Here is a 16,784-nt window from a genome sequence, read left to right on the forward strand (position 1 = left end):
CTTGGACACCAGATTTGACAATAACTCCAAAGTCTGTGAAAAATGCCGAGTGCAACCTACGCGTTATAAGAGGTCAAGACCGCGCACATTCTTTGAACCGAGTGGAGAAGCCTTTCTGGCCGAAGAAACAGGTCAACACTGTTAGGCGAGTAAAAAATTTTTTTGGTTGATTTGCACGTAATGCATTCACTTAAGTTGCAATATGGCAAACCAAGCTGGTTTTCAGGTTCCTAAGATTCGCCCTGATTGAGGAAGCATGACTATTCACGCCCCCGAGCTCGTCGCTAAACTTCTCGCCTCGGGACTTTATACACTTCGGACTAGAAAAGACCCCGTCGCACGCATACGCCAAGACGAAATGTCAAAGGAAATGCGCGAAGGCTTGGTGCGCTTGTCCGCGATTTGCCTTGAGGAAGGACTGTCGGACAAGGGTTCGTCCATCCATGAGTTCATGGAAATGGCGACGCAGCCCATTAGGTCGTGGGGACTTTCGGCGTTCAACCACCCATTCCCATACGCCGACATGATTCTTATCGACGGATCGGCTGGAGTGCCAACGGAGGAATGCAGGGACCTAGCGGAGGAGGGCGGATTTTCCAACATAGCGGAAGGGCTGTATTTCGACAGGTTCAAGCAGGCGATATCCGCAGTGCCGAGACGACGTCAACCCACCGCCTACACGAGCATAAGGGAATTCATCGTTCGGAATCCCGTGGTCTCGGTGAAGGACATTAATCGGTTCGTTTCCGACCCCACCCTCATAGGAATCGCCAGGGACATAGAAAGCTTCTTCGAGCGCATTCCCGTCGGCGCCATCAGAGGCGACGGAACGCTCAAGACCTGTGGCGGCTGTGGCACGATTCTCTGGCCGGATTCGGACGTAAAAACCAATCCAAACGGAAGATGCCGGCTCAGCCATTGCAACGAGGCAAGTGGCGCTACGGAGGGGAAAACGATCAGCGACCCTGACCTCCATCGAGTCGTAAAAAGAGATATACTGGCGTACTGGGTAGGACCCGGGCTGGACGAAATCAGAATTTACGACAGCCTGATGGCGTCCGGTATCGGGGTGTCGCTCTACCCAAGCCTCGACGCGGCGGATGTCGGCGCGAAGGACCGCTCATTCGGCATAGACGCGAAGTCCTACTCCTGCCCCGCCATGCTCGGCCGTAAGCTGTCTTCAGGGATCGGCGGCCTTGTCAAATTCACGGAAAGATACGTCTCCATCCCCGACGCCAAGCTGCGCTTCAACCCCAACTACCTCAAAGAGTTGCGGTCAAGCTATTCAGGGAAAGTCCCAGTCAACTTCATGACCGTCAGCGACACGATCACGACCATCACGTCGAAATACGGCCTCCCGGCAACCAAGGGGGCGGAAGAATGAGAGAACAGCACGATATTCCGGCCCTAAAACCAAAGGCGGTTCGGATTCAATGGCTTTGCTTCGTCGCGGAGCGAATTCTCAAAACCAACGATCTTTCGAACATGGTAGTGCTCACGGCTGGGTTCTATTCCACGGAAAGACACCCACACGTGACGGCAGCCACCCAGGTACTCAGGAACCTGAGACTTCTTGGGCTTGACCAGTCGACAAACGCCCGCCTCCGGAATGCCGTCGCGGACTGCATCGACTACGAAACGGAAAATGCGTCGTCGCCCAACTACATAGAGCCGCCCTACCACATCGAGCCAAACCCGCCATACCGCTTCAGGCGACGGGTTCACGAGACCGACCCCGTCATCTCCGCAATGCGCGCCTATCTTGATCGCCCCATACCATTCAGAAGAAAGCCGAGTGAATTTGCCGAAACCTCTCGTCCGGCAAGAGCCGTCACCGATCAAGAACAAGCCCTCTCCATCGACATCGATCTTTCGGTTGCAACGGGAAAAATTCCAGCAACCCCCGTGCACGATCTCTCGAGGCGACCGAGCGGCGACATCACGATCAAGTTCTCGGACCTGGTTGAACTCGCCAAGGAACTAGACGATCAGGACCGAGAACGCCGAGAAAACAATCCCGGCAACTGGCTGACACGTCTTCTTCATGCGGATACGGGAGAACGAAAGTTCGATATCTTGTCGGCGCAGGTAACCGGATTGACCGCAGTCGAAGACATCAAGCTGTCCGGTCTGCAACACATGATAGGGCTTCCGGGAGCAGGGAAGACCACTCTTGTCCAGCTCATGTTGATCTGGCTCGACCGGAACGGCTTCAGGGCTGCGGTTATGCTTCCGTCAATCGAGGCTTCCCTCAACATGATCGCGGTACTGGAACGCTACAGCGCCAGCGTCGGTCTTCTCGTCGGACAATCAAATGACACGAAACGGAGGCATGCAAAAAAACTCGCCGAACGAATAGCGGCGATGGATGAACGGGAAGGTTTTGGGGTTAGTGGACCAGGAGCCAGTCTGCTGGCTTATAATTGCGCGCTCGACGGCTTCAGGGGAGGGACCTACCAGGATCATGTCGAATTCAGGCATGATCGGCCGCCCTGTACGGACCTGAGACAGAAAAAGATCAAGAAGGACGGCTCGCCCCACGCCGACGAAAGTCACCTGCTTTGTCCGATGTCCGGTTGGTGTGGACGCATGCGCTCCCCCAGGGAACTAGCTGAAAAGCGCATTTGGATAGGCCACATCCTGTCGACCATGCCAAGAGTACTCCCCCATTTTCTGGAGGACGGGGAGATGATCCGCTACGTCGACCTGATCTCCAGAACGATGGACCTGGTGATCATCGACGAGGCCGACGGCGCACAAACGACGCTTGATTCCCAGTCTGTCACGGCACTGAAGCTCACGGGTGACAAGAACAGCCTTGAAGACCGTCTCAACAAGGACGTGACGGCACGGTTCATCCAGGGCAAGAACGCAATAATCACGTCGAATTTCGCCAACTATCAATCCGCGATAAACAGGTTCAACGGCTTTAACTCGAACCTCGTGAGACTCATTCAGTCGGATAGGAAAAACAGTCGTTACGACAAAGTCCTCACACAGACCTATCCCAACAGGTTCGTCACCAGCTCAACCGTTCTCGGAGAGCTCTTCCTGCCCGAGAACCACAGCTCCCTACCTGAGGAGGACAGGGAAAAGACAGAACGCAGGCTCGACATCATTCGAAAGTGGTGGGACCTCACCGTCGAAGAGGCAATGAAAGACCCCAGCGGAGCGGTCAGATCCTTCGAACGGGACGTGACCCCAATTGCAGGCATCAGCGGCAAGGACGAAACAACGGCGAGAGAAACCTCTTACCGCCTGAAGGACCTGTTGAGGTTCTGGATCGCCTCGGAGAGGATCACCGACAGAAACAAACTCCTCGAACAGATCCGGACGCTCCTGTTCGACTTCCTTCCGGTCGCCGATCACCTGCCTCCCGTTCACCGGAATGGACACTTGGACATGCTGGTCGGCATAACCACCGTGATCATGCAATACAACATCATCACGCTCGCCCAGCAGGCGATGGTGGCGGAAGGCGTTCACGACAGACCTCTGGACGACGGGCGGCCGCCGGAAGACATCGCAAGGCTCCTGCCTGAATCTCTCGTCGGTCGGCTTGCGGGCGTGAAAATCTCCTTTTCCTCGGAGGACAACCGCCCAGATGCGCTTGAGTTGCAGTATCTGAACTTCAGGTCAGTCCCAAGGCTCCTCATGTACCATTGGCATCGCTTGAACCGCCACGAAGGCCTGAAGGGGCCGAACGTTCTTCTGACCAGCGCCACTTCCTTCCTTGAAGAAAGCCCGAGTTACCACATCCCTGTTGGACCGGACTACATTCTCCGGCGCACAAGTCAACAGTCGGAATGGCGGGACTCTTCATTCAAATTCATGCCGATCAAGCATCCATACGACAGCAACTCCTTCCTGAGGTTCTCCGGCGTGAAAGGCGGACAGGAGGCCAGACGCGAGGCCCTCGAGATGATGGCCGACCACTTTTACTCCGGCGACAACCCGCTTGTCGCGGAGATGACGATGGATTTCGCACCGGGAAGAAGAGTCGCCTTCGTCGTGAACTCATATGAACAGGTGCACTGGATCAAGGAGCATCTGGCAGCGAAATATCCGCACATCGCAAAACGCACGATAGGCGTTTCCAATGAAATACCGGAAAACAATTCAGGCGACTGGGTTGTCTCGGCCCAAGTCGAGGCGATCGGACGTCGTGACGACTGGGACGCAATCATTTTTCCCATGCGGGCGCTCTCCAGAGGGGTCAATATCGTTTTTCCGGAGGGTCCGAACAAGAACAATGCCGTCCTCGGCACCGTCGTGTTCCTCACCCGCCCGCACCCGTCTTCGGACAATTTCGATTTCGTTACCGGGATGGTCGGACGTCAGTCCATGGAGTTCGACCTCAATGAAACCCTGGCCGACCTTCCCAACGTGAACGATATCGCGAAGGAGTGGAGGGACCAGCGGGCACAGGCCAACTTCATAACTTCAAGCCTTCTCAGAATGGCGATTTCCGTAAATCGCCTCGGAAAAATGTCTGAACCGTTCGTTGCCGATATAATGGTCGAGATTCTACAAACGATCGGCAGAGCCATGCGAAACGGCGTCAAATGCCGGGCGATCTTCGTCGATGCGGCATGGGCACCCAATTCCGCAATGGGGAAGAACGATACCGCATTCACTTCGATGCTCGTAAGCGTCATGAAAATTCTGGAACGCCGCCTGACGACCGGGCCGGGTGTCGAAAGGGAGATCTACAAGGCAATGTACGAACCCTTTCTACTGCCCCTGAAAAACTGCGCAAATCTTAACATGTCGTCCTAGGAGGAAAACGTGGCGAAAAAGAACGGCACCACCGAGACGACATTCCCCGCCATTTTTGTCGTCGACCAGATACGCCCTTTGGAAAACGCGATGTCCGTCTCCTGGTCAGACAAAGCCCGCGGCGCGGTCAGCGACCTCAAGGAACTTGCCCTTGAGACCAATAAGGTCGAGGCAAAACACCTGCCGACAGCGTCTCTTCGGGCGCTGATGGAAGCGACCGTTCCAGGTATCTGGTACATCGATCCAACCATGGGGTTTTACGGGCAGGACAAGCCATTTCTGAAGGTCGTCGGAGAAAATCTGGAACCAATAAGGGTCGCCCTCGACCAGGCGATCGCCGTCTGGATCAATAACCAGCTTTCCGAATGGTTCGATTTCCTCGAGCCAGCCGAGACGGAAGTGGACAAGGCCCTTGCACAGCAGGAGCTCGACAGTTTCCTTGGGCTATTAACTGGACGACAGGCCTACGACATTAGCCCGGACACATATCGGGTCGACGAACCTGATCAGGACGTGGTCGGACAAAACTTCACCCAAGCTCGCGACGCCATCATTCCCGCACTCGCACAAACCCTGTCGGGCATCGAACTTTTCGACGGTATGGGACCCGTCAGACGCGTGGTTCAGGCAGGAAAGACCCCACTCAACATCCTGGAATTCGAAACATGGCCACAGCGTCACGGCAAGGCATGCTACTCGATGGTATGCCGACTGTCCGTGGAAACCCTGCCAGGCTTAAACAAGCTTGTGCTGATACCCCGCGTCCGGAGGCGTCTTTGGAGGTCGAAGGTTCCGGACGGTGCCGCCCTGTTCGGACAAAAGGCACTGACAACCAGAATCCTGACAAAGGACAACCCCACGGTCTCGATAACCAGTCGCCTTTCGGTCAAGGCAGGAAAGGTCGCAAGCAACTTCAATCCGCTGTTCTCCCTGGAAAGACTCAAGGCCGAAGATGACCTGTCTGGCGACGTGTCGGAGCAGATGGCAGCAACCGAACACGCCAACCGCGGCGTTTTCGTCGCAATCCCCCACTCCCCGAAATACGGGCGTCACTCAATCGGCTTCGGCGCATCGACCCGTGACCACGTCGACGTGTTTGAAAAACTCTCGACATTGCTGGAGCCGCTCGGGATCATGCCCGCTCCATTTGATACGACTAAAACAACCTACAGCGTTTCCGATGGCTGGAATGATCGCCAGCTTTCGATCGAAGAGCTCTTCATTCCGTGGGCCGAGGATCTCGATGCCATGGATGACCTCGAAATTGCGCTGGAAATGTTCACCCAGGAGTTCGACCTGAATTCGGGGCTGATCGACCCAGAGAAAAAGAAGGAACTGGAAAAACACCGGGAATCCCAACGAAAGAAAGCCGGCTATAATTCCGACAGGGTTGAAAAGGTGTTTGGCAACAAGAGACCTGTCGTCGCGATCGTGGCGGCCACGGAAAAAGAGCGGAGGCTGATACGGTTCGCTATCGAACACCTGTTCGGGAACGGCGTTATGTGCTCCGATCAGGAATTCGCGCTGCCGCCAAAAACACACGGTCCTCGCGAAGCCCTTCACGAGGGCAAGCCCAAAACGCGTGATCGCTACAAGGTTCAGTACGAGCGATGGAAGGAACTCGCAAAGGCATTAAAGGAAGCTGCGGTTACACACGTCATCGTTCAGGCTCCGCAGTTTTTCGAAAACCGCACCGATGACGAAGTGAACAAGCTTGCCGCACGCGCTTGTCTTGCCGGTAACGCCGACGTCAATGTGCAGTACCTTCGCCCCTTCGACGACTTCAGTCCGCTCGACAGGGCAAAAAACGCCCGAAAGAAAGCGCCTTCGCCCGGGTTCTCCGACTATCTCTACCGCCTTCAATCCGCCGTTTACGATCTGCTGCTCGGACACTCCGCCGCAATCGACCCCTATAAGAACACGATGGACATCGCGTTTCCCGACAAGACCACGAGTCCCGACGCAATTCTTTCTTATGCGATCATCAGCAAGAGAAGGGGCAAGAGGGGGCAACAGGGCGGAGAACTCGCCATCTGCCTGCGCATCAGGGAATTTGAACGCCGGGCCGAGGCATGCATGGCCACACTCCACCCCGATGGTCACACGCAAATCTCGCCTTGGTCGTTGTTCTCCGACTTCCTCAAGAAGCTCGCCGAAAATCCAGATTTGTCGCTCGGAGACTCCAAGGAAAGAAAAACGGTCTTTCAGGAGTTCGTGAAAGCCACGGTTGACGACACGCTAGACGTCTGCAAGCGGCCGCTCCTCTTCTTTGATGCCTCCCAAACCCGTCAGCTGTGGCCGGCAATCAAAAACAACGCCCAAATGCCACCCGCCTTCACGTTTGACGGCATGATCGCCGACCTTCCCATTGGAATGGGAAAATACAAGGACGTTCGCATTATCCGGCTCGACCGGGATCAGGCCGGGCACATCGTTACGAAAATCAGCAGCCAAGATGAAATCAGTGGTCAGGAGACCCGAGGAGACAGCATCAAGGTCGGAGTGGTCCAGCTATCGACCTGGGAAAACGGCGGCCTCTTCTGGGATACCCCGGGATACAACTTACAGGAAAAGCGCGGACTGAGCGTTTACCGCGATATGCTGGTGAAAAAATCAGGCAAATCCGACGATGGCGAGACCACCGAAACGAGGACGTTCCAAAAAAGCAAGCCGTACCCCCTGCCGAGCGTTCTGGAAATTTCCATCATACGAAGCCTCGACGGCGACAATCTGCATGAAATCTGTGCCGCCATACACAAGCTGAGACTGCTGGCGTCTCACCACACCGCCACGGCGGCCATGCCCGCTCCGCTTTCCTTCACGAACAAGGTCGAAGACTACCTTTCAAGGTTCGATTTCGACACCGATGATGAAGATGAAGAAGGCCCCACGGAAGCGAACTTGCCGGAAGCCAAACCCTCCGATGAAGAGATTGCCGACGCCGTTGCCGACCTGGAGGAAACCGTGAATCCGGACGGATTGCCGAAATTTGACCCGGACGACGACCCTAACAAGTCCCCCGATGCCGTCAACGAAGAAGAAGACGATCGCGAACAGGACAGCGGAGAGCCAACCGCCGACGCCACGGAAGAACGACACATGCAAGCCTTCGAGACAGTGAACAACATCGAAATCAGGAAAAAGGACGACATCAAGAAGGACCTGCACGAGAAGGCGAGCATCCTCGCTCAAAACGCCCTGCGCCTTGCGGAGATGGACCCGACAACGGAGGCATCGGAACGCATCGCACGCATCGCAAACGAGATCAGGATACTCACGGAAGAATACCAGAACGCCCGGGATCCAGAGGTCGACCTGACCGACCTGGTTTCGGAACTGAAAGGCATTCTCGAGGAAATGAGCAAGGAGTTTAAGGACGAATTCGACGAATTCGGATCCAACCTCCTTTGCAGAATCGATAACCTACCTGAAGCGACCGACACGGAGACTTACGAGGCCGCCCGCGTCGCAAAGGATACCGCGCGAACCAAGGCCGACGAAGCAATTCTTGAAATCAATACCGCGCAAAGCCTCCTTGAAGACAGGCAACTAGCCAAGGCAACCACCCTCATTCAGAACGCTTCCCAACTCAGAATGGAAGTCCAAACGCTCCTTCACGAGACCGTTCTCATACTTGAAAAGACCGAGTCACGGAAAAATGCGGAGCAACCGAACGAACAGTCCCCGAATACTATCCAATTCGCAGTTGAGCACCCTCAACCCCTCGACTGCGCCAACCCACCGGAGGAACGGGAACCTGAGATTTTGGAAGTTTCGCGTGAGACCGATGGGATAATCAGGGCAGCAGGGCACGCGGTCACACCTGGGATCGTCAATGAACCCGTCCGCGAAGACCAGCCTGTCGAGAATGAGGATTTCGAGGATCCTTTCGAAACCCCTCTGGAGGAGCTGACGCATGAAGACGCTCCCGATGAAGAGGAAATCCTCGATACTTCCATACCGAGCGAAGATCCGACCGATCACGAAGCGGACATTGATCGGGACATCGAGACGATTGAGACCATCAAACTTCGCATTTCAGAACTTGTCGCAAACCGCGACTACAGTCAGGCCTACCACCTTCGCAAATCGGCGGACAGGAAGTACGGCCCCGAGAATTTCAACGACACTTTCACCACCGCTGAACTCTTTCTGATCGCCGGGAATGGACAGATTGACCAAGGCGCATTCACCGGAACCGAGGATGATGCCGGACCGGGGAAAAGAACGCTCTTCGTGCAAGCGGTGGAGACCGCACACGATCTGGTGGCGAACTCCCGCTCAACAGGCATAAACGCCGCCAGAAGGTACTTTCTGTTCGCCGCGATCATCGAGTCAGCCCTGTTCGACAAAAACTTCGACAACAACGCCATTTCCGTAGTCACGGAGCTGATCAAAAACGGTGCCGGGACGGCTTTCTACGATCTTGCCAACATAGCGACGGACCTGAAAAAGCAACACAGGACACCGTCGCGATCGGAAATATACAGCGTGCATGCCACGATCGACGAGTCGATTCCTGAAAATGCCCAGATCAGTGCCAGACAAAGGATAGAGGTCTTTCACAAGAGCAAGTGGAATTTCAAACCCGCCCAAAACGTCAGGGATCATCTTTTTCATCGTGACGAAGGCATCCTGTTTCAACTCGGAGAAGCAATCTCCGAGGGCAATTTCAATGCTGCAATGACGTACGCGAAACAGTTTGAAAGCCACAAAGCCATTGAGGAGCTCGTTGAGGGAGCCATAAAGAAACTCAGACTACAACCAATCAAATACGGTGCCCTGAGTAGAATCCGGAGCGGACTCACCAGCATCCATGCCGACGTCAAGGAGTGGTACGAGAACCGGGTCGCCATCGACGAACACAAGAGAGACGATGTCTTTCTCTCGAAACTGTCGAACCAATTGTTGACCGCCCTGGACAAGACAGCCGATCAGCTCGAACTCAGGAAAACCACCGCCGGAACCGACGTCGAAATGGCGGCCGTTCAATACGGTCTAGAGATCGTTTCCAACATTCGGGAAATCGTCACCGGAAAAACAAAGCCGGAAACTAATTCAGCTCGCCAACAGGTCGCCCTTCACGATGCCCCCTTCTTCATCCCTGGTCTGACCTATGCAGGCGGGTGGGAAGCGACCCCATACCGTCATGAACGCATTCTTCAGGCAATTCTTGACGACGAAATACCGAGCACAGACCAGAGGCAAGACCCGAGCGAACTGATCAAGGCCGCAAGGGAAAGGGCCGAGGAAGGATCCTTCAGGGGAGGTAGGCTTCTACTGGAGACAGCACGCCTTTTGGGCCTGGGACAGGAAGAACTGCGCGACGAATTTTTGTGGCTCGAAAACAACTACAGAACTGAATGGGAGAATGTGCACAACAAGGCGAAATACCTGAAATACCGCGTGGTGCTCGTTCAGCGTTTCGCCCCGGATGACAATTCCGACTTCGACGAAGAGTCAGTGACCATCATCGACAACTCAGTAGACGATCTCCTGCGCATCGTTGAAACCGACAACCCGCCACCCCTACTCACGCCCGATGAAATGAGGTCGGACGAAGACAAGGTAGAACGTCTCAACGACATTCTCGCCCTGAAGCTAAGGCTGGGAGAAATCGAAACCAGGCTGGACAACATTATTGAAACGCCTCGGGAGAAACTCCGGGAGCGGGCGCTGGAGGCATTTGGCCACGACAAGGCATCCAATGTCGAACGGCATCGACTCGCTGGAATCAACAAACTCCTCGACCAAGGCGATCTTTCGACCGCGCAGGAATTGTTTGAAACCGATGGCGAGGCGTTCGAAGCTGAGGGTATCGTAAGACCGAAACACTTCAATGCCTTTTACCCCGCCATCCAGGACGAAATAAACGAAAAATCGCCGGAGATACCGGAAGTAAGGCTGGCGATACAGGAGGGGATCGACCTGGATTCCCTCAAATTCTCCACCGTCGAAGACAGGGCGCTCGCCGAGGGCGTTTGGGAAGCGTGGGCGCAGCTTCGCCACACCATCAAGAAGCCGAAGGAACAGGAGATCCAGGCACGGGTCAAAGCACTGTTGAGAGCCTCCATACTGGATTACTCCGAACCAAAGGAGCAGATCCAGACAAGAAGACTCTCCCGCCTCCACGGAACCCGCCGCCGATACGTTTTCGACGCCACAATTCCAGGGATATTCGGAGGAGCCAACAACATCCTCCTTCCCGACTTCGGAAGCATCGTAAAAGGCAATTGGCGAATCTGCGTCTGCGAGAAAACACCCACCGACGACGAACTCATCGAGTTGACGGGCGTGGCCGAAACAACGGGAGTGCTGATATTCGTTCTCGGCCGAATGACATCGGAGGAGCGGAACGCGATTTATCATTTCTGCCTGCGGGAAAAGCGCAGGGCCATCGTCATCGACGAGACCCTGATGCTCTACGCGCTGGCCCAAAACAGATTCCGCTTCATGTCGATGCTGGAAGTCGCCCAGGCCTTCACCTATGCGCATCCGTTCCGGGATCACGGGAACAAAGGCGTTCCACCCGAGATGTTCGTCGGGCGCAACGAAGAGAGACAGCAAATCCTCTCGCCTCACGGCTCATTCCTGATGTACGGCGGCCGCAGGCTCGGGAAAACCGCACTCCTTCACTTCGTCGCGGAGCAGCAGAACCACGAGCATGGCATCGTCGCCGCCTACATATCGATGCACTCGACAGAGACGCAAAACCTCTGGGAGAAGGCATCGAAAGCAATGCCGAAGGAGATATTCCTCGACCCAGTTACCACTTCGGACAAATTCGCGCGGAGCATCACCAACTGGCTCAAGGCGGACAGCCGACGTCGCATTCTCCTTTTGGTCGATGAAAGCAACGACTTCATCAAGGACGATCAGAAAGAAAACTTCAAAACGCTGATGTCGATCATCGATTTGATGAACAGCACGGACAGACGCTTCAAATGCGTTTTCGCAGGACTCCAGAACATCGCCCGGGCCGTCCACAACGTCGAAAACTCTCCGATTAGCCACCTTGAACGGAACGTTCTTGCCATCGGTCCACTCACGGGGAGTGAGCGCAAGGATGCGGAAACGCTCGTGACAAAGGCGTTGGCTGGAATGGGATACCAGTTCAAGCACCGACATGACGTATGGCGGATCCTGAACTTCTGCCTCTACTACCCCGTACTCATCCAGCTGTTCTGTCAGGTCCTTGTGGAGCAACTTGTAAAACGCGGGACGAAAAACGCCGATGTCTCCGACCCCATTAACAGGGAGATCGGGACGGAACTGGTCGAAGAGATGCTTAGGGATCCAAAAACCCTGGACCGCATTCGCCAGGCTTTCGACTGGACGCTCGCACTGGACGGCGAACGATATCGGTTGCTGGCCCTCATCATCGCTCAACAAGCGATCGAAAACAGCACGGAAAACAGACCCAACCTCGGAATGACACCGAGGGAATTGCTCCTTGCAGCGGGAGAATACTGGCCCCAAACTTTCGGACACGGTCATTTCACCGATTCCGACATGGGCGCTATGGTCGTCGAAATGGAGAACCTCGGCGTTCTCAAGTCCATCGGATCAAATCGCTGGACCCTGAGGTCGCGATCCCTGCAAACGATGCTCGGAGATCAGGAACGAATACTCGAAGACCTGATGAGCTTCATAGACAAGCCTCGTCCGCCCACTTTCGACGTGAAACTGCGGCGGCGGCTGTTCGACAGCCCTCCGCCCAATCGCAGACGGCTTAGATCACCCCTCACCACCGGAGACCTCAACCGCATTCTCAGTTCCGGCCCCAAGGTTTCGGTCATCACCGGACTTGAAGTTGCCGGAATCGCCTATGTCCATAAAGCCATCGAGGATGTGGTCACGCATGAATACCCAGAGTCGAACATCAACATCCGCCTGTTCAAGGGACGCAGCGCCAATGATCTGGGAACATTCCTGCGGGATTTAACGCGTAAGAAAATGACTCTTATCGTAAGGAGCGAACAATGGAACCCCGAATGGATCCGCATCGCCCTCGGACGCAAAGCCGTCATCGCAGATGAGACGCGCGTGGTTTTCATTCTGGACAAGAACAACGCCAAACTATGGGCCGGGAGCGAAAAAATGATGTCCGAAGACCTCATCGGACACTATCCGCTCTGCCCCTGGAGGCAGTTGGAGACCGACACGTTCCTGCATCAGACCCACAACACGGAGATAAAGACAGACGATATTTATCAGGCGTGCGGTGGTTGGAACATTCCGATGTCCACTTTGTTTCCGGACAGCTCCGGCAACGCCCTGACCTTCCGAAAGGCGCTGGGCGAGGCAAGAAAGGAGGCGATGTCCTGGTCCCTTGAAGATTATGGCATAGACGAAAAAACCTCACTGATCCTGCGTGAAGTGTTTAAATTTACGGGATGCAACGCCTCCGACAGCTATTTCGACGTGGAAAGCATCGAAATCGCAAGCCTTGACCACCCTGAGCTTAAGATCAACAGCAAGCAGCTGGTCGCATATCTGAAGGCTCTTGGCGTCGCCGAACCCTCCATCTTCGAGGGGGGAACCGAACGCTACCGCCTGAACCCGCACATTGCCGAAAGGCTCTTTTCGTCCGGAGCCGGCGCATGAGCGATATATGGTCTCTCGAAGGGCCTGGACGATTCCTGGGAAACCTCGTGACCGGGGCGTTCCATCGGCCGATCACCTTCCTGCGGGCACCAAGAACGATCGCCGCCAAAATCGCTGCGCCCATAAGGGCCAAGGTGAGGCGCGAAACGGACATTTCCGCCATAAGCCCGAACATACCCGCAGACACGAGACTTCCGCCCCTTCGCACTCTCGTGTCGGCAACACCTAACTTGCCGCTCGACGATGTATCGCTCGACAGCTTCATCCTGCGTCAATCAGCGCCTGGAAGGGTGTACGTTATTTCGCAGATCCCGACCCGTTTTTGGGAGGATTGGCGCGTTTTCCTGCTGAATTACAGCAAGAAAACAGAAAGCTACGCCGACCACCCCCACTTGATCGTGGTGACACCACTTGGCATCAGCCCGAGGGAATTCGAGCGGATAGGAGGCCCTGAAAGCATACTCACCTGGCAAAACGTGATCTCCAAGGAAGACATCAGTCGCCTAGCGGAAAAAATAGCCGGACGACCAAACGGGATATTGGAAAGGTTCGCCAGAGCCACCTCCATCGAACTCGCTGGCCAGGACATCACGCTGCTAAAAATTCTTCTGTCCCTAGATCTTCGCACCCAGATTGACCCGCTAGCTCACCTGACAGGTAAAATCACAAGTAACATTGAAGCGTATCCAAAAGGCCAGCCGCTCAGCTGGGAGGAGGGGGTTGCCGACCTTTGGTCCGACGACGTCTGCATCAACACTATTCGCCTCATCATGGACAACCGTGCGGAAGAGCTGAAGCATCGGATCTGGCGCGCCCAACTCCCGATTGCGATGGAAACTTCGGACATCATTCGAAGATCGCTCATCAGAAGGCACCGTGTCGTACTTGACAGGGAAGTTTCTCGCGAAACCCCTTACGTTTTAAATTTCGGAGCACGCCAACGCACAAAAACAAGGGCAACGGAACTCGAAATTGGCGATATTCGGGCGATCAGCTTTGATGAAGACAGATCACGGATTCGAGGCGGGCCGTTTTTGCGGGGTGATGATGGATACCTCAGTAAGCTTGCAAAAAACATGAGGCATGCCGCAGCCCACATGGAACCTGTTTCAAGGGACGACATCCTGGAAGCTGACAAAGTGTGGGGGAGGAGTACCCTTCGTGATTTTTCGCAGGGAGAGGTCGGATGGGATTGGCCAAGATGCGGTCAGAAAGCCACCGTCATCATCGGTCCGGCAGGGGCCGGAAAATCAACATGGGCAAGCCGCCAGTCGGAAACGGTCGTATCTAGGGATAAAATCAGAGAAAGCGCGAAGGAGAAAAACCCCAACCTTGTGGAAGGTGTGATCCTGGATTCGTATCTGGCGCAAGCGATCCGGATATTAAAGTCGGGTCGTGACGTGATCATGGATGCTACTCACCTCGAACAGCATATCAGAGATCGCATCAGATCTATGATCCCGGACGACATCAGCATCAATTACATCGTCATAGATCGACCCTTGGACGTAAAAATCAGAGATGGCGGCTGGCGCAATGCTTCGGACAAAGTGGGTATGATTGAGGAACATCATAGAAACTTTTTTGAGGCACTCCCGCAGATTCTGAATGGCGATGGAGATCGGAGGGTCAAGGTTATCGATTTAAGATCTCCCAGCTCGATTCAGACGATAGACAGCTCGCAAAAGGGGGAGGGAATGTTGTTGGGGAGTAAAAGCAGGGAGACCTGACCTGACCCAAGAGCGCTGGCAAACCCCGTCCTTCAGGGCGGGGAGCAGTCACACGCTCGGAAGAACGGATGTCATCGCTTTGGCCTATCGAGAGGGTTACATCGCGTCGACTGGGCGCTACGACATATACGTAGGTCGCGATCAAAATCTGCTGAATATGGAGGCGAGATATCGGCAGGCTAAGGCGGCGGCGGTGAAGGGATACGTGCTTCAATCGCTGGAGCAAGGCGCGATATAGCGCGACAATCTGTGAGAGAAGTGCGCGACAATCTGGAGGAGAAAGAGGTCAGGGCTGAAGTGCCTGAACAGGAAGAGCCGGATACCGAGACTATTTCTACACCGGCATTTGAAGACGATGAGCCGACACAATTGCTGATCCCGCTTGCTGAAGCAACTTCAGCAGAACCGGAAACAAACGAGTCGGCGACGGCCCATCTTTTCCAACGGGGTAATCTTTCAGGCTACACTGCGGAACCCGATCGCTTCTATGAGATTTCGTATACCCCAACCATCCAAGCGATGATCAACACAATTCTCGAGGCCGAAGCTCCAAAACGCGATGACGTGTTGGCGCAACGGGTCGCCCGGGCACATGGTTGGTTGCGCACTGGAGCTTCAATACGAGCCCATGTCGAACGCCATACTCGAAACATCGAAACAAGCGAGGAGGGGGGGCGATTTCTTTGGCGGGATGGGCAGCAACGAGAAGTTCTCCGCTATCGTCATCATGCGACCGAGGATGATCGGCGCCCTGTTAGCGATATCGCATTCGTTGAGCTCGCTGCCTTTGTTAGAGAACATCAGGACATTCTCTTGTCAGATGACCCAGGACTCGCATTCGCAAGATCAATCGGACTCAATCGACTGGCGGCAGCAAGCCGAGCACGGCTTGAAAAGGCGATTGAGATGGCTTCTGATGCTGATGTTGCGAAGGGAGAGGGAGGAAACGATCTGGATTAGTCTCGGCGAATAATTGGGAAGCTGTGATGGGAATGATGGATGCCGATCCGTGCATGATTTCCACAAATGTTACGTTGGTACAGCCATTAGGTTAATTCAGGTTAACGAAAAAAACCTTGCAACAAGTTATGGGGTGCTATAGATTTAACCTCGGGCCTAGCCCACGAGATCGCCTTTGCGGTCGCCCAAAAGCCTCGATGGAAACATCGGAGGCTTTTTGAGTTTCTAAGCTTTCCGTTAGACATTCTCAAAGCAGCTATATTTGGATCCGAGCATCGGCCGCTCGTGTTCTTGGATATGGGAGTCAATCAGCTTTCCGTCCTCAGTCAGGCGCTGGTAGGGACGATTGCTGGCGTGATAGCCGCCCATGCAGATCGGCCATAAATACAGATCGGCGAGTTGGGCCATCGGTGAGGTCTTTTGCTTGGTCTTGAATTCGTAGAGCGTCTGGGTCAGCTGATCAGGGGTCAAGGGGCTGTACTTATCTGAATTGTTCTTGACGAACGGCATTCCCTCCGCCTTTAGAGCCTTGAAGTAGCCCTCCAGTTTCGAATCTTCAGCCTTGTTGCACCGCTCTGGATACACACGTAGTTTCATGCCGTGGGCGATAGCGTATTTCGCGGAGCGTTCCACGACGACGGTGAATGCGGTTTTGCAGAGCATCCAAGGATTTTGAGCTATTGTCAAATCTGGTGTCCAAGCGGCCAT

The 16,784-nt window shown here is 54.7% G+C and carries 5 protein-coding genes and 1 pseudogene; 5 read left to right on the plus strand and 1 reads right to left on the minus strand.

Translation table 11 applies throughout. The features are described 5' to 3' along the window. Positions 1-256: 256 nt before the first annotated feature. From E1297_RS10295 to E1297_RS50255, 5 genes are all read left to right on the plus strand, one after another. The gene (locus tag E1297_RS10295) at positions 257-1,384 is read left to right on the plus strand and encodes a hypothetical protein (protein ID WP_155137609.1); all 1,128 of its coding nucleotides are present in this window, start codon (positions 257-259) and stop codon (positions 1,382-1,384) included. Next, complete coding sequence (locus E1297_RS10300; protein ID WP_155137613.1) at positions 1,381-4,779, plus strand: hypothetical protein; 3,399 nt, start codon at positions 1,381-1,383, stop codon at positions 4,777-4,779. Before E1297_RS10295 ends, E1297_RS10300 begins: the two co-directional genes overlap by 4 nt. A 9-nt stretch (positions 4,780-4,788) precedes the next feature. Beyond that, positions 4,789-13,386, plus strand: coding sequence for an RNaseH domain-containing protein (locus E1297_RS10305; protein WP_155137616.1), 8,598 nt, complete (start codon positions 4,789-4,791; stop codon positions 13,384-13,386). Further along, a complete protein-coding gene (locus E1297_RS10310) occupies positions 13,383-15,116 on the plus strand; it encodes an AAA family ATPase (protein WP_155137619.1) in 1,734 nt (577 codons plus the stop codon). The genes E1297_RS10305 and E1297_RS10310 overlap by 4 nt, the downstream gene beginning before the upstream one ends. 258 nt (positions 15,117-15,374) lie before the next feature. Further along, positions 15,375-16,076, plus strand: a complete 702-nt coding sequence (locus tag E1297_RS50255; protein ID WP_155137621.1) for a DUF3320 domain-containing protein — start codon at positions 15,375-15,377, stop codon at positions 16,074-16,076. Between the two features lie 237 nt (positions 16,077-16,313). Here E1297_RS50255 and E1297_RS10320 read toward each other — a convergent pair. Continuing rightward, positions 16,314-16,784, minus strand: a pseudogene (locus E1297_RS10320) (DUF3800 domain-containing protein); the annotation flags it as partial.

Source organism: Roseibium sp. RKSG952, from assembly GCF_009711355.1.

Coding starts and splice junctions, on each gene's coding strand:
- E1297_RS10310 (WP_155137619.1), top strand. CDS start 13,383: ATGAGCGATATATGGTCTCTCGAAGGGCCTGGACGATTCCTGGGAAAC.
- E1297_RS10300 (WP_155137613.1), top strand. CDS start 1,381: ATGAGAGAACAGCACGATATTCCGGCCCTAAAACCAAAGGCGGTTCGG.
- E1297_RS10295 (WP_155137609.1), top strand. CDS start 257: ATGACTATTCACGCCCCCGAGCTCGTCGCTAAACTTCTCGCCTCGGGA.